Consider the following 20,133-nt stretch of genomic DNA (forward strand, 5'->3'; position numbering starts at 1 on the left):
TAAAATGAGTCATTTAAGCGTGAAATCTTTAGCTTTTTATGGATCTGCGATCGCTTTAGTTGTACTGTTGTTTAAAGGTGTCACCACTTATGGTACAACTATGAAAGCACCGCCTCCAATTAACGGAAGTTATCGCATTACTACCCAAAATTTACCAGGATGCCTAAATTCGGAAAGCTTGTTATTGATTATTCAACAATCAGGAGTATACTTAAATGGTTCTTTAGTTTCTGTAAAAACAGAAGAACAGTTAGCAACAGCAATGGAACAAAAACCCTCACTTACAGGTAAGTGGAACAATCAAAATAAAACTCAACCGTTAAATTTAACAGGGTCATTAAATGAAATCAAAGAATGTCAAAATCAATCTATTTCGATTCGTGGTTTAGTAAATGATAAAACCCTCAAAGGTCAAATTAAGCTGGAGACAATTCCTCAAATAGTTGGCTTTACAGCTGTAAAAGAAAACTCAGAAAAAACTCAAAAACAGTCAGGACATTAGATTATCAAATTATAATGATTACAGGTAAAACTAAACTATTAGGTGTAATAGGCGATCCGATCGAGCATTCCCTTTCCCCAGTAATGCACAATGCTGCGATCGCAAATTTACAATTAGACTACGTTTATCTCCCTTTTCCCATCAAAGCAGAAGATTTACCGAAAGCAATATCCGGTTTTACCGCTATTAGTTTAACGGGTTTTAGTGTCACCATTCCCCACAAACAAGCAATCATTCCTCTATTAACAGAAGTATCACCAATCGCCAAAGAAATAGGCGCAGTCAATACAGTTTGGCGCACCGAAAACGGATGGAATGGCACAAATACAGATGTCGAAGGTTTTCTCGCACCTTTGAAAAATTACAACCAAAATTGGCATCAAACTACAGCATTAATATTAGGTTATGGCGGCGCAGCGAGAGCAGTAGTCGCAGGTTGCGCTCAATTAAATTGTGGCAAAATCCAAGTTGTCGGGAGAGATCCGCAAAAGTTAAAAGCTTTTCAAAATAGTTGGCAAAATTCCCAACTTTCAGTTAATTTAAGCGTTCATCCTTGGCAAGAATTACCCGATTTAATGGGTGAATCAAGCTTATTGGTAAATAGTACTCCAGTGGGAATGTATCCTCACATTGAGGAATCACCTGTAAGTGCATACTTGATGGAAAAATTGCCGAGAAATGCGATCGCCTACGACCTAATCTACACACCCAATCCTACCAAATTTTTGCAAATAGCTAAAGAACAGGGTGCAGATGCGATCGATGGTTTAGAAATGCTAATTCAACAAGGCGCAGCAGCATTAAAAATTTGGCTAAAACAACAAGTACCCGTCGATGTAATGCGCCAATCTTTACGCCAATATTTAGGATTGAGCTAGATCCCCGACTTCTTCAAGAAGTCGGGGATCTTACCCAGCAGGAAAACGCCAATTATAACGATTCCAATCATAAATTCCTTGAATTTCGTATTCGGTACCGTTATCAAAACGGATAATACAACTACTATAATCCTCCCTTTCTTCAACACTAGTTACCGTGCAAGGAACCCACATTTGACTACAAGGGCCTTCTTCTTGCACCCATTCCCACAAACCATTTGATACTTCAATGCGATCGCCAGCTTTCAGCTTTAACTCATCTGACAAACGTTCAAAATACTCTGCTAAATGCGAAGGTTGCACCAAATTTAACCACTGCAAACCGTAGCGATCGCGAATAAACTGCACCGATCCAGAATCAGTATTATTCAACCAATCATTTAATAACTGAACCTTCCAAGGTTGATTTAAACTCTCTTTTTCCTTGACAAACTCCAGCAAAGCTAACCGTTCTTGGGCAGTCAACTCATCCAAAGGATTTGTTCCCTCTGAGTTTGCCGTTTCGCCCGGAGTGCTAACAAATCTCTGGGCTACTTGCAGTAAAATCTGTTTCTGCACCTCAGTTAAAGGACAGTTAGCGGCAATACACTGGTCAAATGCAGCTTTTAAAGCAGCTTCGATCTCAGCCTTGGACATAGCACACTATTAGGAAATAGGACTAGATGCCACACAATTCTTAAAGTGTTGAGATATTGCGTAGCTGTTTCCTGTGGCAACGCACATCAGGTATGATTTTTTAATTATTGCAAAATTTTTAGAGAATTTAACTTCACTCGTTTGTTAACAATTCGAGATATGCTGAGGTTTAGAAAGTTTACGGTATATTTTATGAGGTTTCCAGCCTTAAAACTTTTTCTAGTCTCTTGCTTGATTGTCATTTTGAGTTGGGTAATCGCTCCACCCGCAGAAGCCCTCGTTCAGATTAAGCTAACTAACATCTCATACAAAGATTGTCCGCCAGAAATGGCAGCCGGAGCAGTTACCAGTGGTACAACGATGGCTGCTAACTGCTTTCTCATTACTGGCAAAGCTAATAACACTTCCGGTAAATATGTGTACAATGCCGATGTGTTTGGTCGAATCTACGATGCCAAGGGCAATTCCGTCATGGAAAATCGCAACCGGGTTGGACTAATTGAGGAAGTACCGCCAGGAGTTAGCGACTTTGAATTTAGAATTTCCGTAGCAGCTAATCAACCCACACCTTTACAGCTAGAACAGTTCAAAGCTACGGGTTTCACTGGCAAAGTGCGGCGTTAAACCAGCATGGTAATTAGTACCAATCCAAGAGCGTGCTTTTGCCGATTTAGAACACGCTCTGGAAAAGAATTTAGTACAAAAATTGTCTTTGTAACCCAGTCAAAAAGCCAGCCGCCAACTGTAAAACCAAAATTGCGATCGTCGGAGAAATAAAATCAATGCCTCCAATGGGCGGAATAATTGAACGAAAGAAATTGATGTAAGGATCGGTAAGTTGGCTGAGAATGGAAAGTGGTGGATCGTACCAATTGAGATTCGGAAACCAACTCAACAGGAACCGAATAATCAACAGCACCATGTAAATATTGAGAAAGGTGGCAAGTGTAGTTAGCAGCAGAACAACTGGACTCATAACTATTGTGGTTTTTCGCTAAATTTACAAAATTATCTGCGTTTCAATTTAATTTAACCGATATTGGCTGATTCCGCATCGGCTAAACAAATAGTTACAGCATAACTATCTATATTTAGATCTTAAAGCCAAGAAACAGATTCAGGAATTGTCTGTGAGGATCGATCGCGATGACGAATCAGTTTCACCAGTACGTTCCCCCCTCTCAGAAGTAATATTTCCATTGACATTGCCCAAAGAAAGGCGAACTTCATCAATTGTCTGATTCAATTGAGCAATTTTATCCTCCAAGCTGCGCCTAGCCATTTCAATTCGCGGTTCGGAAGCAGCTTCCATTGGACGCTTTTTATTTTTCTCAACCTTGGCTTCTGATTGATTGGCATTTAATATTGGTGCTTCTGTTTCTGATGCTTGGGTGCTGATTCGAGAAGCTAGTAGAGCTCCCAATACACCACCAACAACACCACCAACTACAGACCCTGCCAGAAAACCTACTGCAAAACCATCTCGCTGACTCATATCGATTTTAGATTTTAGATTTTAGATTTCCGATTTTAGATTGAAGATTTTCGATCGCACACAAATTACAACTGTCTTCAGCTTACCTGTTGCTCATGACAAATGCCTAGCGAGGGGACTGGGGACTGGGGACTGGGGACTGGGGACAAGGGACTGGGGACTGGGGACTGGGGACAAGGGCACAAGGAGAGTTTTTTACCTTCTGCCCCTCTGCCCCTCTGCCCCTCTGCCCCTCTGCCCCTCTGCCCCTCTGCCCCTCTGCCCCTCTGCCCCTCTGCCCCTCTGCCCCTCTGCCCCTCTGCCCCTCTGCCCCATCCTCACTCAGTCCCAAAGGTGCGATCGCCTGCGTCCCCTAAACCAGGCACAATAAAACCATGCTCGTTTACTACTTCGTCTATGGTGGCAGTGTAGATATTCAATGCCGGATAAGCGATGCTGAGTTTTTGTAAGGCTGGGGGAGCCGCTACTATGGAAATAATCCTAATTAAACTAGGATCGGCACCACGAGATGTTAATTCTGCCATTGCTGCCATAATTGAACCGCCAGTAGCCAACATGGGTTCGCTGATTAATATTCTGGTTTGCTCTTTAAACTTTGCTGGCAATCTATTTAAATAACAACTTGGTTCTAAAGTTTTCTCATCTCGCACTAAACCAAGGTGATAAACCGAAGCCAAAGGCAATACACTTTGCGCCCCTTCCAACAGCGCCAAACCTGCGCGTAAAATTGGCACTACTGCTATAGGAACTTCTGGGTTAACGAAGGTAGCAGGACATTCAGCTAAAGGTGTCTGCACTGTGGTTTCCATTGTTGGCAACCACTCTCGTGCTGCTTCGTAAGTTAGCCAGCGTCCTAATTCTGTCATGGCGCTGCGAAATAAGGGCGTTGGGGTTGTCTCACTCCGGGCAACACCTAGCCAATGTTTAATTAAAGGATGGGGCGGTACATAAACTCGTAACTGGAAAGTCATAATAATTTTTTTGCATTTTTTACCTTAGTTTTGGGGAGGAAACCTCCCTACCTGGAAAGAAGCTAATTCTCAACCCTGAATCATCATAAGCTGTTTCCGCTACTTTGCTAAATCTGTTTGCGATCGAGATTACATCAGTTAATTGCAAATAATTTTCAATAGTATTGACATTAGTTTTCAATAAGTTTATATTAGCGTTTAAGTGTTCTCCTCTCTCGTGTTCTCCTCTTTGAGGTACGGCAGACGGGCTCGGTCAGCAGTAGCAGATAGAGTCCGTATTTTTTTTTGCTAGCACGGACAGACCGATAACGTTAGACTCTAATACGTCAATAACAATAGGTTTCTTTCTTACTAACCCCATGCCTTCGGTGAAAAAATCCCTTAATTTGGCTGCAAATGGTAACTTGATGGAATTGGATGCGATCGTAATTGGCTCTGGTATTGGTGGGTTGGTGACAGCAACTCAGCTAGCGGCTAAGGGCGCGAAAGTGCTAGTGCTCGAACGCTACCTGATTCCCGGTGGTAGCGCTGGCTACTTTGAACGAGAGGGTTATAGATTTGATGTCGGGGCATCGATGATTTTTGGCTTTGGCAACAAAGGCACTACTAATCTTCTGACTCGCGCTTTGCAAGCAGTAAATGTCAGCTTAGAAACCATTCCCGATGCCGTACAGATTCATTACCACTTACCAGAGGATTTAAATATTAGAGTACATCGTGATTATGAGAAATTTTTGCAAGAACTAATAGAAAATTTTCCGCAAGAACGGCACGGCATTCGTCAGTTTTATGACGAGTGCTGGCAGGTTTTTAATTGTTTAAATGCAATGGATTTGCTTTCACTCGAAGAACCCAGGTATCTGACGCGAGTGTTTTTTGAGCATCCGATGGCTTGTTTAGGGTTGGTGAAGTACTTACCCATGAATGCTGGTGATGTCGCCCGCAAGTACATTACAGACCCGACTTTACTAAAGTTTATCGATATTGAGTGTTATTGCTGGTCAGTTGTTCCGGCGGAAATGACACCGATGATTAATGCGGGAATGGTGTTTTCCGATCGCCATTATGGTGGCATCAATTATCCTAAAGGTGGTGTTGGTCAAATTGCCTTAAAACTGGTAGAAGGTTTGGAACAAGCTGGTGGTGAGATTAAATACAAAGCTAGAGTAACCAAGATTATTACCGAAGATGGCAGGGCTGTAGGCGTAAAATTAGCTACAGGAGAGGAGTACCGAGCAAAGCGGATAATTTCTAACGCTACTCGCTGGGATACTTTTGAGCAATTACTACCTGCTGAGGAAATGCCCCCAACTGAGAAGAAGTGGCAACAACGTTATCAAAAATCTCCCAGTTTTTTAAGTTTGCACTTGGGCGTAGAAGCAGATGTTTTACCTTTGGGTACGGAATGCCATCACATTGTTTTAGAAGATTGGCAAAAAATGGAGTTACCAGAGGGCACAATTTTTGTTTCGATTCCGACATTACTCGACCCTAGTTTAGCCCCCGAAGGTTATCACATTCTCCACGTTTTCACCCCTAGTTGGTTTGAAGATTGGCGGGGAATGTCAGAGAATGAATATGAGGAGAAAAAGGAAGAGGCAGCTGGCAGAATTATTGAACGTTTAGAAAAGATTTTTCCTGGTTTAGATGCGGGTTTGGATTATATGGAAGTGGGAACTCCCCGCAGTCATCGCCGCTTTTTAGGTCGAGATGATGGTACTTATGGTCCGATTCCTAAGCGCAAGTTAGCGGGATTATTGGGAATGCCTTTTAATCGCACTGCTGTCCCTGGTTTATATTGTGTGGGAGATAGTACTTTTCCCGGTCAAGGTTTAAACGCAGTAGCTTTTTCCGGTTTCGCCTGTGCTCATCGCGTGGCTGTAGATTTAGGATTGTGAGGGGCAGGGGACTGGGGATTGGGGACTGGGGACTGGGGACTGGGGACTGGGACAAGGGGACAAGGGGACAAGGGGACAAGGGGACAAAGGGACAAGGGGACAAAGGGACAAGGGGACAAGGGGACAAGGGGACAAGGGGACTCTGGAGAATTTTTACCTTCTGCCCCTCTGCCCCTCTGCCCCCCTGCCCCTCTGCCCCCCCTGCCCCTCTGCCCCCCTGCCCCTCTGCCCCCCCTGCCCCTCTGCCCCCCTGCCCTTCTGCCCCCCTGCCCCTCTGCCCCTCTGCCCTTCTGCCCCTCTGCCCCTCTGCCCCCCTGCCCCTCTGCCCCCCTGCCCCTCTGCCCCTCTGCCCCTCTGCCCCTCTGCCCCTCTGCCCCTCTGCTCCTCTGCCCCCTTACCTTGTGGGAAAGATGCGTCCAAATAAGGGTAAATAAGCTCTTAGAGATTGCTTGTGTCTAGCTCTTATATCTGTGTCTAGGGAGCGTTCTAAGGCTTGAGCATTTGCGGTTCCTTGGGGTTTTTCGGACATAATTACTAAGGCTTGTGCTAACCGAAGGGCGGCTTCATTTTTGTTGCCTTTGGCAATAGCTTCATCGGCTAATTTAATGGCTACACTTTCGTCTGGTACTCCTGGAGGGCGACGAATTATGCCTCTGGCAATTGCGCGTTCATAATTTAGTCTGTAGGGGGTGCAAGTTTGGGGAGTGCAGGGTTTTGCTTGTTTGGTGAAGTGTTCGGTATTGGTTTGCGCGATCGCTGTTTGGGGGAATTTGGTGCAAGTTGCGATCGTTGCCACGATAACTGTTATTTTGGTGAGAGTTGTTAGCATAGCCTTTCTTTGTGCAATTTTCTAATTTGTTTAATTCTCAGTTGTGGTTTCCCCTAAAATACAACGAATTAAGCTTTGAATTAGACGCTCTTTTTCCATTGGCATGGTGTGTTTTCCTTGCAATATTTCTTGAGATAGAATAAATCCTCCAATTGTTCCCATAAAAATACGGGTTGTGGCTTCTGGATCGGGGATGTTTAATTCAGGATGGGACTGGAAGTAAGTACACAAATTCCGATAACCATATTGCAAGACAGTATTAGTATAAAGTTGGGCTAATTCGGGAAATCTTCCAGATTCCGCAATTACTAATCTAATAAAAGCAATATACTCTGGATCTTCTATTCGGCGTAGTATACTGTTTGCTAGTTTGGTAAGCACTGCTACTGGTTCGCCTTGAAAAACTTCGGCTTCTGATTGGTATTCTGCTTGCAAGCGTCGAATTGTCACTCGCTCTATTAATGCTCTAAACAGTCCTTCTTTGTCCTGAAAGTGACTGTAAATTGTTTGTTTAGATACACCCGCTTCCGCAGCTACTCGATCCATGCTGGTTGTAGCATATCCATGATGTAAAAAAATCCTCATAGCTCCTTGTAAAATTTGTTCCCGCTTGTTATTTATTGCTAAGGTTGCTTTTTTTTGAATCATTGTTTTTCTCAGCCTAAAGTTATTACGTTAGAATTTTTTTGTAAATTTTTGTAAGGTTTTCGCTCAAGCATACTGCAAGGTATAGTATAACAAATATAGATTCATACTAAACAGTCTAGTTTAATCAAGATTAGTTTAGCTATTAGGTGATAACTATTGAAGATTTGGCTTGATAAAACAACATAATTTTTGTTAGTCCCCAGTACCAAAATCAGGGGGTATAAGCTATGACACAATTAAGTTCAAAACCGAGTAACTTGGTTCCAGATGCTCCAGAAAAACCGAAACCTGAGCGGAAATTTAAACCTAGTTTGTTGCGAATTCCGTTAGCTTTATTAATAGTTGGCGGAGTAGGGTTTTTCGGTTGGAATTATTTTAATCGTCCGCAGCAGGAAGGTTTAGAACTGAGTGGAAGAATTGAGGGATATCCGACAGATATAGGTGCAAAGGTAGGGGGAAGAATTAGCTTGGTTACGGTGAGAGAAGGCGATCGCGTAAATCAAGGCGATATAATTGTGAGATTGGACGATGCAGAGATTCAAGCACAATTAAGAGGAGCAGCGGCAAGAATTACGGCAGCGGAACAACAAAAACAGCAAGCGTTATCACAAATTGAGGTAATTAATAGCCAAATTCAAGAAGCACAATTAAATATGCAGCAGGCGATGGGAGATGCTAAGGGAAGAATCTTTCAAGCAGAATCAAATTTAGCTGCTGCACAGGCGCAAACCAGTCAAGCAGAAGCGATAGTTAATCAAGCACAAGCGGAAGTTATTCGAGCGCAAACGCAAGTAGATCAGGCGAAATCGCAGTTAAAATTAGCGAGGATTAATCGCGATCGCTACGCACAACTTTACAAAGAGGGTGCATTTTCCAAACAAGTATTAGATCAAGCACAAACAACTTTTGAAACTGCTCAAGCAACTTATGAAAATGCTTTAGCGGGATTAGAAACTAACAAAGCAACTTTAGAAAGTAGAAAAGCAGCTGTAGAGGCGGCAAAAAGACAAGTAAATGCTGCTCAAGGTGCGTTATTGCAAGCACAAACTACAAGTATTAATCCTGATATTCGCAATGCTCAAGTGAATGCTTTACGCAGACAATTAAATGTTGCCAAAGCACAGTTAGCGGCGGCGGAAGCAGAAGTTAAAAATGCTCAAGCAGCACAACAGCAAATTCAAGCACAATTGTCTTATTTAAATGTAGTTAGTCCGATTAGTGGGGTAGTAATTACTCGCAGCGTTGAACCGGGAGAAGTGGTAGCTACTGGCAAAAGTTTATTAACAGTACTTAACCCAGATTCGGTTTATTTACGAGGGTTCATTCCTGAAGGTAAAATTGGCGAAGTTCGGGTGGGACAAAACGCTAAAGTTTTCTTAGATTCTGCACCCAAACAAGCTTTAAATGCTCATGTTGCTGCGATCGACACTCAAGCATCTTTCACCCCAGAAAATATCTACTTTAAAGACGATCGAGTTAAACAAGTTTTTGGTGTAAAACTTGCTCTTGACAACCCCCAAGGATTTGCAAAACCAGGAATGCCTGCGGATGCAGAAATTATCCCCGAACAAAAATCCTCAACCAATTCTACTCAGTAAAAGAGAAAAAGAAAAAATCATTTCTTCAGGTTCGTTGTAGGGACTTTAGTCCTACAATTTGGTGGATACGATTGAAGTCGATACAACTAACCGAAGATACGACTGAAGTCGATACAACGAACTTTAAGAAGTTGGGAAAATGAGTCAGTCTATTATCGAAAATGCTGATTTTAGGATGCAACAACCCTCGAATAATTTAGTTATTGAGGTGGCAGAACTTTATAAAAGATATGGTAAGTTAACAGCAGTTCGGGGGGTTAATTTTGCGGTTCGACGGGGGGAAATTTTTGGTTTAATTGGGCCAGATGGTGCGGGAAAAACGACGACTTTTCATATTTTGGCGGGAGTGATGGAAGCATCAGCGGGGGATGTTTGGGTTTTGGGTAAAGTTCCTCGCAATGCTAGGTTAGGAATTGGGTATTTAACGCAGCAATTTTCTCTTTATTTGGATTTGAGTATTGATGAAAATCTCCGCTATAGTGCGGGTTTAAGAGAGGTTCCAAATGAGTTATTTATGCAGCGTCGAACTAAGTATTTGCGGTTGATGGGATTGGAGAAATTTGGCGATCGCCTAGCTGGACAACTTTCGGGAGGAATGAAGCAGAAATTGGCGCTTTGTTGTGCGTTAGTTTCGCAACCGGAAATTCTGCTTTTAGATGAACCAACAACAGGTGTCGATCCAGTTTCCCGGCGAGAATTTTGGGATATTTTGGCGACTTTAGCTAATGAGGGAACTACTATTGTTGTGGCGACTCCTTATTTAGATGAAGCGGAAAGATGTAACAGAATCGCTTTAATGTATGATGGGGAAATTCATCAAGTTGGGACGTTAAAAGAGTTAAGGGAAAGTTTGGGTTTAGAACGTTTAGAAGTTCGCACTGATGATTTACAAACGGCGGAGAAAGTTTTGCTAAAGGCGATCGTCAATTCCCAAAATATCGCTGATGTGCAAACTTTTGGCGACAGATTAGATGTTTTAGTGAAAAATGCTGCCAAGGGTAAATCGCAAGTTGAGGAAATTTTCCATCATTATGATTTAGCAATTAATTCTCTTGAAAGTGCAGAAGCGACGTTAGAAAATGTTTTTGTAACTCGCTTGCGTCAACAAGGTTCCGATCCTCCTTTTGTTCCTTATCCGAAATTAAAACCTTCTCGTTCCCAGTCCGATATTGCGATCGGTGCTTACAATTTACAAAAGATTTTCGGTAATTTTGCAGCAGTTAAAGGCGTAACGTTAGAAATTAAATATGGAGAGATTTATGGATTGTTAGGTGCAAATGGTGCGGGGAAAACGACGACAATTAAAATGCTTTGCGGGTTGTTGGAAGCTAGTAATGGAGAAATTTATTTAGGCGGACAAACTAGCAATTTACGCAGTAAGGAATTGCGCCGACGTATTGGTTATATGAGTCAGAAATTTACGCTTTATGATGACTTATCGATCTTGCAAAATCTGCAATTTTATTGTGGGGTTTATGGCGTACCAAGGCGATCGCGCAAGCAAAAAATCGACTGGGTTTTAGAAACTTGCGGGTTGGCGGGACAAGAAAATTTGATTACCGGACAATTACCCGGAGGATGGAAGCAAAGAGTTGCTTTTGGCGCTTCGGTAATGCACGAACCAGATATATTATTTTTGGATGAACCTACTTCTGGTGTCGATCCTTTAGCAAGGCGACAATTTTGGCGATTTATTAATGAATTTGCGCGTCAAGGAACGGCAATTTTAGTTACAACTCACTATTTGGAAGAAGCAGAACAATGTAATAGAATGGGTTTTATGGTAGCAGGTGAAGTTGTAACTCAAGGTTCACCAAGCGAAATTAAAGCAGAACAACCGGGAGAATTAATTGAGTTAGTTACTAACAACACTCAAGCTGCTTCTGATTTACTAAAAACCCAATTGGAATCTTGGCGAGTTTCGATTTTTGGCGATCGCTTACACATCGTTCTAGATCGTCCAAAAACCGAACTCCCCGAAATTCGTTCATTCTTACAAAATTCCGAAATAAATGTCCAATCTGTACGGACAATTCCCTTTTCTTTAGAAGATGCTTTTATCGGAACAGTACAACGCGCACAACAAAAGGTTTAGTTTATGGAAGTAAATTTTAAAACGGCTAATAATAGCGATCGCAACTTACTCTTAACCTTGATTGAAGAGTTCTATCAAATCGAACATTTACCATTTAATGTGGAGGCGCTAAACAAATGCTTTGATGAAATTTTTACTAACGAGTATTTAGCGACAATATGGATAATTTATGCCGATCGAGAATCTGTTGGTTATTTAGTCCTGACTTATGGTTATAGTTTGGAATTTTACGGAAGAGATTCCTTTATTGATGAGTTCTATATTCGAGAAAATTATCGCAATCAAGGAATTGGTAAACAGACATTAGAATTTGTCCAAACAACTTGTCAAACTTTAGGGATTAAAGCTGTACATTTGGAAGTCGATCGGGAAAATACTAGAGCAAAAACTCTTTACCAAAAAGCGGGTTTTGTGGAACACGATCGCTATTTAATGACTAACTGGATTAACACAGAAAAATGAAAAGAATCATCTCCCAATGTATTAAAGAATTAGCACAGTTTAGGCGCGATCGCTTAACTCTTGCCTTAGCGATTGTATTACCTGTAGCTGCATTATTTATTTATGGTTACGCCATTCGTTTAGAAACTAAAGATATTCCCATAGTTGTCCAAGATTTGAGCATGACTCCTTTAAGTCGCAGCTATGTAGAACAGCTATTTTCTACTAACACATTTACACCTGCACCTGGGATAGGAAAAGATGGTGTTGCTCGTGCGATCGATCGCGGAATCGCCAAAGCAGCAATTATTATTCCCCCTGATTTTGACAAACAAATTAACTCGAATCAACAGAGTACAATCCAAGTTTTAATTGATGGTACAGATGCCAATAATGCCAGAGTGATTCAAAATTATATTAAAGCCACAACTCAAGCTTTTTTAAGAACTTCTCAGTGGCAAACAAATAATAATAATATTGTGACACGAACTCGTCTTTGGTTCAATCCCGGAAGGAAAGAATCACTTTACATTGTACCGGGAGTTTTTGGGGTAATTTTGTGGATTTTTCCTTCTTTATTAGCTGCGATCGCAATGGTAAGAGAAAAAGAAAGAGGCACAATTTTACAAGTTTATGCTTCTAGTTTAACTGCTAGCGAACTATTACTTGGCAAATTACTTGCTTACTTTTTAGTAGGTGTTGCTCAAGCAATATTTGTAATTACTTTAGGTGCTATTTGCTTTCAAATTGGGTTAGTCGCAGAACCAACACCTCTATTAGTTGGAACGCTAATGTTTTTAATGACTAGCGTTATTTTTGGCTTAATGATTGGTACGAGAGCAAACAGTCAAAACGCCGCCGTTCAAGGAGTTACTTTTGCTGGTTTTACCACTGCATTATTACTTTCTGGTTTTATCTATCCTTTGAACAATATCCCTTTTCCATTATCGTTAATTTCTAATGTTATTCCAGCCAGATATTACATTGAATTAAGCCGAGATGCCTTTGTTAGAGGTACAGGTTGGCTAGGTGTTTGGTATGTACCGCTAGTTTTATTTTTAATATTTCTCTTCTTTTTCAATGTCGCTAGACGTAACTTAAGTAAAATGCAATTACCAGATTAAACCTAACTTAAAATTAGTCATTTTTTAAGGAGAGCAGAAATTATGAACTTTATAAATCGTTTATTAGGAACTCCTTTAATAGCTTTGATTATCAAAGAAGTTAATCAAATTTTACGCAATAAACAGTTAATGTTTTTGCTCTTGTTTCCGCCAACTGTACAACTGTTGGTTTTCGGCTTTTCTCTTAACCCAGATGTACAACATATCAAACTGGGAATTATTGATTATGCTAACACTTATGAAAGTCGAGAATTAGTTGCTGCTCTCACCCAAAATGATATTTTTCAGCCCAAACTTTATACTTACAGTCAAGAAGAATTAAGTCAAGAAGTAAGAACCGGAAAAATTACAGCTGGGTTAGTAATTCCGCCTGACTTCGATCGCAATTTGTCCCAAAACAAACCCGCAGAAATCCAAGTTTTAATTGATGGCGTTGACGCAAACACCGCCGGAATTGCCAATGGATATATTAATCAAATTGTCAATCAATATAGCCGCAGTTTGAACGAAAATCAATCGCCGCCATTAGTGCAAGTACAAAGCGTTTTTCTTTATAATCCAGGTTTACTTAGTACTTGGTTTATTGTCCCTGGAGTAATTGGATTAGTCTTAAATTTAACTAGTACTTTGGTTTCCGCAACCACAGTAGTTAAAGAAAAAGATTCCGGTACTTTAGAACAATTATTAATGACTCCGGCGGATGCTTGGGAAATTTTATTAGCCAAAATTGTGCCGCTTTTTGTGCTGTTAATGGGAGACGTTGTATTAGCTTTAACTATTGCTCGATTTATGTTTAAAGTGCCATTTAGAGGTAATGTAATTCTCTTTTTTATCTTTGCTGGACTTTATGTGTTTGTGGGAATTGGGATTGGGATTATGTTAGCAACTTTAGCACGCAGTCAGCAACAGGTAATTTTAATATCTTTCTTTATCAATTTACCAGTAATTCAGCTTTCAGGAGCGATCGCACCCATTGAAAGTATGCCCATATTTTTTCAAGATCTCTCATGGTTCAATCCTTTACGCCATTTTGTCACTATTACCAGAGGTTTATTACTCAAAGGCGTAGGAATTGAAGTACTTTGGCCTAACGTATTAATGTTAGCAATTTTCGCCGTGGTTCTGCTCACAATTAGTATTAATCGCTTTCGTTCTCAATTAAGTTAAAAATGACCGAAGCAATTGCGGTATATGCTGAAGTCTAACCATAGACACAGACTGAGATCTTGCACCTGCGATGCGAACCCGCCCGGAAATCAATTTCCGGGCTAATAGCTCAAGTCCATTAAAATGGACTGAAAGCCTTTGAATATTAACTCAAGTTGCTAGTTACAAGTCTGGCTCTTTCTTAGCCCCCCTTTGATCCCCCCTGTGCCCCCCTTATTAAGGGGGGAACCAGCGGAAGCTTCGCTATTAACATCACGGGGGGTTGGGGGGATCTAAACGTAGTCATCACAGCCGAAGATCCCCCCTAACCCCCCTTATTAAGGGGGGAACTCCGAAAGAATTAATAACTAGCAACTTGCGTTATTAAGTATTTAGTCCTCTTTAGAGGAGTTTAGCTATTAGCCTGCGAATTGATTCGCAGGCGGATTTTGGGACTGGTGCAAGATCTGAGCAGAAGCGTTTAGACAACAAAATATCGACCCAATAAATGCTGTAGTAAAATATTATGGAGGGCGCTAAAATTTATGACTCAATCAAAATCGGCAATCCAACTAAATCAAATATTGCAAGAGGATGCTGACTGGGTGCTAGATTGGTTAAAAACCATAGAATTAGAACCTTCTTCAGCGCCAGAAGGATTTAACTGGTTAGGTTTAGCCGAAGCAGCGAGTTTTGATGCTCTTGATGACGATCGCCACCATCCAAACACTAGCCTTAAATGGGCAGAAGTAGCGATCGAAGTATACGATCGACTGGCAAAATCAGCAAATGTTGATACTAGAGATTCTTTGCTCAATTCCTCAATGATGCTACGCGCCGCTATGATAGTAAAATTTGGTGCTATTCCCGATCATCCAGTTCTCGATCTCAACTCGATACTGCATTGGTTCAAAGATAGTCTAAAGATGTCCTACTCTGAAGCGACAACGAAAGCAGCTAATTGGAAAAAATGTCATATTGAAGAAATTCGAGAATTAAGAAAAATCAAAAATCGTTTGCAACCAATATTAGTGTTAGCCGAAAGTGGTAAAGTAGTTTTACTTCCAGAAATTAATTTATGGCTTTCTTTACAAAAGAAACTACCTTAAGGAATGGCAATATTACAACAATCCTCGATAACGAATAAAAACTAACACAGCTGCCCAAGAACCTAACGCTACTTTTACGGCAACCAAAATATTGAGAATGGGGATAATACCACCGCTGAAAAGATCGCCCAACTGTCCGTGTGGTAATTCTATTCCGATCAAAGTAATTGCTGATAAAACAACGAAAACTAAAACCGAAATTTTCTCTAAAGTAGCAGCTTTCCAACGTTGGTAAATCGCTTGCATCCATTCTGGAGATGAAGTGATTGCCACAAGTCCGATCGCAGTTCCCAAAGCTACCCCAGCCGCAAATCCACCACCCGGACTCAAGTGCCCTCTAATTGCCAATTCAATTCCCACTAACGCCGAAATTGTAGCTCCCAAACGTGCCAAAATAATCGAGGGTTCATCTGTAAATTGATAAACCTGGCTTTGGGTTTTTTCATTCGCCATTAGATAATAACAACCCATGATCGCGATCGTAAAAACTACCACTTCAAAGATCGTGTCATAGAGGCGATTCATTAAAATAATTCCCGTAACGGCATTAGGTATGCCAGTATCTTTGACGATCGCTTCCACGATCGGCAGTGATGAAACCAGATTAGGATTAGGTACAGCTAAGACTTTGAGAAACAGTGCTATTCCCGCTACAATATAGACCCAATTCATCAATGCTTCTCCCCTGAATCTGGTATGTTTACATAAGTCAAGCTAGTTTCTTCTGAGGACAGTTCACTTTCCATAATCTCGTAGATGCGTTTAACCCTAATTGCAGTCTGATATGGTTGTTTTTCTGCTTCCGCATCGTCCGATTCCGATCGCACAAATGGAACACAAGTTGCATGAATTTCCCTTTCCTTTAAAGCCTGTTGTAAGTCTTCTGTATCTTTAAAAGGAACGAGTTCCAGACGCATATAACGTTTATTAAAAATTCTGCGTAACTCTTTTCTGAGTCGTTCAAAATTCCGGTTTTCCTCTGACTCGATCGCCATATCTTTGAGCACACCCAAACGCATTACCAACGACGATCGCACCGCTACCGCATACAAAGTAATCGCCAGCATTGTACCCACCAATGCTTCCGTCAAAGCCACATCTGCTGCGCCCAAAATCGCATATAGCATTGCTGCTATTGCTCCCAGGATGCCACGAATCACCAAAGCATGATACGGATTGACCTCACATACCACCATGCAAGCAGCCAAGGGAAGCAAGGGGACGAGTGCATAAATATAATTATCATTCATGGCTTCCCTCGCTACCGGAAGAGTATGCCAACACATATCCGAGCACTGTATTCCAGATTGCTAAACAAATAAGTGCCAAGAGTAGCAAAGGCCATTCGTTAGGTCTGACTAATATTAACCCGACGACGATCGCCATCGATCCCAAAGTATCAGCAACCGAAAGACTATGCAGCTTAAATAATACCGATCGCTTCCTCAGTAGATGAGAAGTTCCCCAAAACCAAAAGACGAGTCCTAAACCAATCAAAATGTAACTTAATAAGTCGATCATAAATGAATAATTTACACCTCATTTAATCGTTTGAGAATCTGAGCCAACAACATGAATCCCGCATTTCCCACACTTAAAATGATCACTCCAGCCACACCAACCATCCAATCATCGCGGATAACAGAGACGACCAAAATGATAATTGATGTCTTACTCGCCACACTGGTAAGTGATAACATCTTTTGCCAAATATTATCATCTTTCAATGCTTGGTAAATGGGTATGAGCAGGGCTACAATCATTGCCACTAGCACCACATTCATTGGTTTTTCCTCCTCCGTACCCAGTGAACTTCGTACCAGCCATCTTCGTGATATTTCACAACAATAGTCTTTGGCGTAAAAGTGATTAAGAAGATATCTATAAATATCAATGTTGGAGTCCGATGCGATTTGACTCGCTCCATTGTGATATCTTCTTCGTTATGCGGACGAAGCATGATTTGAAATGCTTCCATGTATGCTTGGGGAATCGCCACCAGAATTTCACGGAATACCCGCAGCCAGTCTTTCAATACTACCGGAGTTCTTTGAAGACCGGGCAATAGAAATGCCACAATGATGCCAATTATGATATTTTGCCAACTAAAATTAGCGGTGAGCAAAAACCAAATTGACAATCGCAATATCAGATTTAAATACCCAACCATGCAAACCCCTTCCAGAACAAAAAGACTAAAATCAAAGTCATTACACCAATCAAATGATCGAACTGTTCAAGGGCACGAGGCAGCTTGATTACTAAGTGTTGAAAAATCAGAAGGTATGCCAGCCATCCAATGCCGATCGTTGCCAGGGGTTTGATGATATTTTCGACGGTATAAGCTTCGTAATAGGCAACATTGGCGATAAACAGCCCACCGATTAAGATGATTACTGCCACCCAGAAACCTGGCTTTGTATTATTTTCTGTTCCCCCAGGCGGCAAAAAGATAAATTTGGCAAATGAGATTGCTGTGCCCAAAGCGGCAATGTTCATGACGATCGCTTGCCAAGGCAAAAGATTCTTCGATGTCAACACCTTTGCCCCAAAACCTGACAACAAGGGAAATCCAGAGATTGAGAAACTAGCTATAACTAAGGCAATCCAAATCGGCGTACTAATCGGCTGATGTTGCAGTTCCTTAAAGTTGCGACTTGGTAAGTTACCTGCAATTAAAAACAGTGCGGATTTAACCAATCCATGTGTCAGCGCATAAAAGCCCCCGACAATCGGGGCAGCGAGGATAAAGCCTAACTGGGAAACGGTGTGAAACGCCAGCATCCTCTTTGTATCTTTTTCAAAGACGGCGTAGAACACTCCCAAAAGTGCCGTGCCCACGCCGAAAACTCTGACGATCGTCTCAACATCTGGCACCATTAACGCACAACGCACCAATGGGTAAACCCCAGCTTTTACCACAATTCCCGACATCAGTGCCGATACAGGCGTTTCCGATTCCGAGTGAGTCAACGGCAACCATAATCCCGATACAAAAATTCCCCCTTTTGTCAAGAGTCCCAGAAAAATCAAGGCTAGGGCTTCGGGGGGTGCATCGCGCAAACCTGCAAAACTAAAGGAATTATGGGCTTTATAGACTAATACCGCGCCAATCAGATAAAAAAGTAATGCTACATTGCCGACGCAGAGATAGCGCAAGCCCACCCAGATCGATCGATCCGTCCGAGGATAAACTATTAAGAGAAACGCGGCAATTCCTAATACTTCTAACGCCACGTATAAAGTTACAAAATCCGCACAGATAAAAGCGGAATTAATGCTGCCATGTAAAATAATGGCTTGGGTATAAAAAAAAGTCGTCTTTCCGCTGTTCCAACAATAGAAGATTACTGCTGCCGTTACCAGCGCATTTGTCAATATAAAGAATGCACTTAATTGGTCGGCATATAATCTGACACCAAAATTATCGAGTAATAGAAGTGAAACAGGAGATTTTTCCGTGAATAGGAGTGAGGCAAATCCAGCCGAAGCTAAGGCGACTCCTAGTGCTAAAAAGCGATCGAGTAATGGGAATAGATAGATGAAAAACCCGACAAAAAATGGGAGTGTAACCCATGCGATCGTAATAGTATTCATGGTGTATTATTCTTCTCGATCTCGTTGCTTTCCAATGTCGGATTATTCCGCGCCAGTTTCATGGCACCAACCAGCATTAATGCTTGAATCGAAAAGCCGATCACGATCGCTGTTAATATGACTGCTTGAGGGACTGGATCGGCGTAAGCACCTTTTTTCACACTACCCAAAATTGGTGTGAACAAACCCTCTCGTGACGCAATTACCACATAATAGGCAATCACCCCGGTACTCATAACATCCATAGAGATGATCTTCATCATCAGGTTTTTTTTCAGGATGATGCCGAAAAATCCGCAAAATATTGTTGCTAATACGCACGCTTCTATCACGAGAATTGCTTGGTTGGTAAAGGAGCGATCGCAACTATCTTATCAAAGCTACACTTACAGAACACAAAAAACTCAGAGCCAGACCATAACGATTTCCAACTATAACCATTGCAAATCTCAATCATCAGCGTCCCATATTTTTCTTCATTTGGTCCAACTCTTCCTGAGCTTCCCAACGACTAAATTCCGCTTCTAAAGAATCCATCCCCCCAGTAGGTTTAAAAGTACTACCTTGATTCCAACCAACATTTTGCGTTCCTGCTTTTGCACTTGCACGCGCCGCTTGTGCTTCCGCCGCTTTTGCCCGCACTTCCTGCCTTCGCACTTGAATTTGTTGATACAATTCCTGAGTTTTAGTAATGCGCTCTTTTATTCCTTTCATGTGTCCCCAAAGCTGATTGCCCTGGCGCAACAAAGCAGCTTCGTGTTCCTGTGCAGGTTTGACTAAATCCATTCTATTTGCCGCTTTCGCCTTTTCAATGCGGATATGCCAGCGTTGCACTTCTTGTGCAGTATTAAAAATTTGCTCCTCGACCTTTTTTTCCTGCAAGCTCAAATCAGCAATTAACCGCTTGGTATCTTCTTCTTGTTCCCGCAATTGTTCTTCTAAAGCTTGTAATTCCAAATGCGGATTATTGCGAAGGTATTCTTCTAAGCGACTTTCTAAAAAACGACTTAAATCTTCAAATAAACCCACAGCTTTTACTCCTTTTTATAACTTATAAGTTTTGAATTTTGAATTTACCACTCAAAACTTTCTCAGGGCGGGTTTTGTAAAAACTTCTCTGTTTGTCAGCGAAAATAAATTACTAAACCCGCCCCTACAAACTCAAA

24 protein-coding genes are annotated in these 20,133 nt (G+C 41.5%); 10 read left to right on the forward strand and 14 right to left on the reverse strand.

Features of this window, described 5'->3' with window-relative positions; all coding sequences use genetic code 11:
- Positions 1-4 precede the first annotated feature (4 nt).
- A complete protein-coding gene (locus tag ACE1CI_RS02735; RefSeq protein ID WP_413263930.1) occupies positions 5-502 on the forward strand; it encodes a hypothetical protein in 498 nt (165 codons plus the stop codon).
- A gap of 14 nt (positions 503-516) precedes the next feature.
- Positions 517-1,380 carry a shikimate dehydrogenase gene (locus tag ACE1CI_RS02740; protein WP_413263931.1) on the forward strand — a complete coding sequence of 288 codons (864 nt, stop codon included), beginning with the start codon at positions 517-519 and terminating at the stop codon, positions 1,378-1,380.
- A gap of 30 nt (positions 1,381-1,410) precedes the next feature.
- On the opposite strand, the gene ACE1CI_RS02745 is transcribed toward ACE1CI_RS02740, so the two are convergent.
- Complete coding sequence (locus ACE1CI_RS02745) at positions 1,411-2,016, reverse strand: hypothetical protein (RefSeq protein WP_413263932.1); 606 nt, start codon at positions 2,014-2,016, stop codon at positions 1,411-1,413.
- Between the two features lie 192 nt (positions 2,017-2,208).
- On the opposite strand from ACE1CI_RS02745, the gene ACE1CI_RS02750 reads away from it, so the two are divergent.
- Positions 2,209-2,640: a hypothetical protein gene (locus ACE1CI_RS02750; protein ID WP_413263933.1), complete on the forward strand. Its 432-nt coding sequence runs from the start codon at positions 2,209-2,211 to the stop codon at positions 2,638-2,640.
- Positions 2,641-2,710: 70 nt separating this feature from the next.
- On the opposite strand, the gene ACE1CI_RS02755 is transcribed toward ACE1CI_RS02750, so the two are convergent.
- The 3 genes from ACE1CI_RS02755 to upp all read right to left on the reverse strand — a co-directional run bounded on the left by ACE1CI_RS02755 (position 2,711) and on the right by upp (position 4,482).
- Positions 2,711-2,992: a YggT family protein gene (locus tag ACE1CI_RS02755; protein ID WP_413263934.1), complete on the reverse strand. Its 282-nt coding sequence runs from the start codon at positions 2,990-2,992 to the stop codon at positions 2,711-2,713.
- 141 nt (positions 2,993-3,133) lie between these two features.
- Positions 3,134-3,511: a ssl2009 family thylakoid membrane protein gene (locus ACE1CI_RS02760; RefSeq protein WP_413263935.1), complete on the reverse strand. Its 378-nt coding sequence runs from the start codon at positions 3,509-3,511 to the stop codon at positions 3,134-3,136.
- Positions 3,512-3,828: 317 nt separating this feature from the next.
- Positions 3,829-4,482, reverse strand: coding sequence for a uracil phosphoribosyltransferase (gene upp / locus ACE1CI_RS02765; protein ID WP_413263691.1), 654 nt, complete (start codon positions 4,480-4,482; stop codon positions 3,829-3,831).
- A 359-nt stretch (positions 4,483-4,841) separates the two neighbouring features.
- Here upp and crtH point away from each other — a divergent pair, with 359 nt between their 5' ends.
- Positions 4,842-6,380, forward strand: a complete 1,539-nt coding sequence (crtH, locus tag ACE1CI_RS02770) for a carotenoid isomerase (protein WP_413263692.1) — start codon at positions 4,842-4,844, stop codon at positions 6,378-6,380.
- Between the two features lie 394 nt (positions 6,381-6,774).
- Here crtH and ACE1CI_RS02775 read toward each other — a convergent pair whose 3' ends face one another.
- Together ACE1CI_RS02775 and ACE1CI_RS02780 are read right to left on the reverse strand one after the other, a co-directional pair.
- Positions 6,775-7,209, reverse strand: a complete 435-nt coding sequence (locus ACE1CI_RS02775) for a hypothetical protein (protein WP_413262843.1) — start codon at positions 7,207-7,209, stop codon at positions 6,775-6,777.
- A 30-nt stretch (positions 7,210-7,239) separates the two neighbouring features.
- Positions 7,240-7,857, reverse strand: a complete 618-nt coding sequence (locus ACE1CI_RS02780; RefSeq protein ID WP_413262844.1) for a TetR/AcrR family transcriptional regulator — start codon at positions 7,855-7,857, stop codon at positions 7,240-7,242.
- Positions 7,858-8,084: 227 nt separating this feature from the next.
- On the opposite strand from ACE1CI_RS02780, the gene ACE1CI_RS02785 reads away from it, so the two are divergent.
- From ACE1CI_RS02785 to ACE1CI_RS02810, 6 genes are all read left to right on the forward strand, one after another.
- A complete protein-coding gene (locus tag ACE1CI_RS02785) occupies positions 8,085-9,455 on the forward strand; it encodes an HlyD family secretion protein (RefSeq protein ID WP_413262845.1) in 1,371 nt (456 codons plus the stop codon).
- A 139-nt stretch (positions 9,456-9,594) separates the two neighbouring features.
- The gene (locus ACE1CI_RS02790; RefSeq protein WP_413262846.1) at positions 9,595-11,550 is read left to right on the forward strand and encodes an ATP-binding cassette domain-containing protein; all 1,956 of its coding nucleotides are present in this window, start codon (positions 9,595-9,597) and stop codon (positions 11,548-11,550) included.
- 3 nt (positions 11,551-11,553) lie between these two features.
- The gene (locus ACE1CI_RS02795; RefSeq protein ID WP_413262847.1) at positions 11,554-12,012 is read left to right on the forward strand and encodes a GNAT family N-acetyltransferase; all 459 of its coding nucleotides are present in this window, start codon (positions 11,554-11,556) and stop codon (positions 12,010-12,012) included.
- Positions 12,009-13,115, forward strand: a complete 1,107-nt coding sequence (locus tag ACE1CI_RS02800) for an ABC transporter permease (RefSeq protein WP_413262848.1) — start codon at positions 12,009-12,011, stop codon at positions 13,113-13,115. The genes ACE1CI_RS02795 and ACE1CI_RS02800 overlap by 4 nt, the downstream gene beginning before the upstream one ends.
- A 42-nt stretch (positions 13,116-13,157) precedes the next feature.
- A complete protein-coding gene (locus ACE1CI_RS02805; protein ID WP_413262849.1) occupies positions 13,158-14,282 on the forward strand; it encodes an ABC transporter permease in 1,125 nt (374 codons plus the stop codon).
- 524 nt (positions 14,283-14,806) lie between these two features.
- On the forward strand, positions 14,807-15,370 hold the full coding sequence (locus ACE1CI_RS02810; protein WP_413262850.1) for a hypothetical protein: 564 nt from the start codon (positions 14,807-14,809) through the stop codon (positions 15,368-15,370).
- A 12-nt stretch (positions 15,371-15,382) separates the two neighbouring features.
- Here ACE1CI_RS02810 and ACE1CI_RS02815 read toward each other — a convergent pair whose 3' ends face one another.
- The 8 genes from ACE1CI_RS02815 to ACE1CI_RS02850 all read right to left on the reverse strand — a co-directional run bounded on the left by ACE1CI_RS02815 (position 15,383) and on the right by ACE1CI_RS02850 (position 19,996).
- A complete protein-coding gene (locus ACE1CI_RS02815) occupies positions 15,383-16,042 on the reverse strand; it encodes a Na(+)/H(+) antiporter subunit B (protein ID WP_413262851.1) in 660 nt (219 codons plus the stop codon).
- Positions 16,042-16,620: a DUF4040 domain-containing protein gene (locus ACE1CI_RS02820; RefSeq protein ID WP_413262852.1), complete on the reverse strand. Its 579-nt coding sequence runs from the start codon at positions 16,618-16,620 to the stop codon at positions 16,042-16,044. Before ACE1CI_RS02820 ends, ACE1CI_RS02815 begins: the two co-directional genes overlap by 1 nt.
- Entirely contained in the window at positions 16,613-16,891 is a 279-nt protein-coding gene (locus ACE1CI_RS02825) for a monovalent cation/H(+) antiporter subunit G (protein ID WP_413262853.1), read from the reverse strand. The genes ACE1CI_RS02820 and ACE1CI_RS02825 overlap by 8 nt, the downstream gene beginning before the upstream one ends.
- 11 nt (positions 16,892-16,902) lie before the next feature.
- Entirely contained in the window at positions 16,903-17,154 is a 252-nt protein-coding gene (locus ACE1CI_RS02830) for a hypothetical protein (RefSeq protein ID WP_413262854.1), read from the reverse strand.
- A complete protein-coding gene (locus ACE1CI_RS02835) occupies positions 17,151-17,540 on the reverse strand; it encodes a Na+/H+ antiporter subunit E (RefSeq protein ID WP_413262855.1) in 390 nt (129 codons plus the stop codon). The genes ACE1CI_RS02830 and ACE1CI_RS02835 overlap by 4 nt, the downstream gene beginning before the upstream one ends.
- A complete protein-coding gene (locus ACE1CI_RS02840) occupies positions 17,525-18,967 on the reverse strand; it encodes a cation:proton antiporter (protein WP_413262856.1) in 1,443 nt (480 codons plus the stop codon). Before ACE1CI_RS02840 ends, ACE1CI_RS02835 begins: the two co-directional genes overlap by 16 nt.
- On the reverse strand, positions 18,964-19,299 hold the full coding sequence (locus tag ACE1CI_RS02845) for a cation:proton antiporter subunit C (protein WP_413262857.1): 336 nt from the start codon (positions 19,297-19,299) through the stop codon (positions 18,964-18,966). The genes ACE1CI_RS02840 and ACE1CI_RS02845 overlap by 4 nt, the downstream gene beginning before the upstream one ends.
- A 124-nt stretch (positions 19,300-19,423) precedes the next feature.
- Complete coding sequence (locus ACE1CI_RS02850) at positions 19,424-19,996, reverse strand: TIGR04376 family protein (RefSeq protein ID WP_413262858.1); 573 nt, start codon at positions 19,994-19,996, stop codon at positions 19,424-19,426.
- Positions 19,997-20,133 lie beyond the last annotated feature (137 nt).

It is taken from the genome of Floridaenema flaviceps BLCC-F50, assembly GCF_041929275.2.
Lineage (GTDB): Bacteria > Cyanobacteriota > Cyanobacteriia > Cyanobacteriales > Aerosakkonemataceae > Floridanema > Floridanema flaviceps.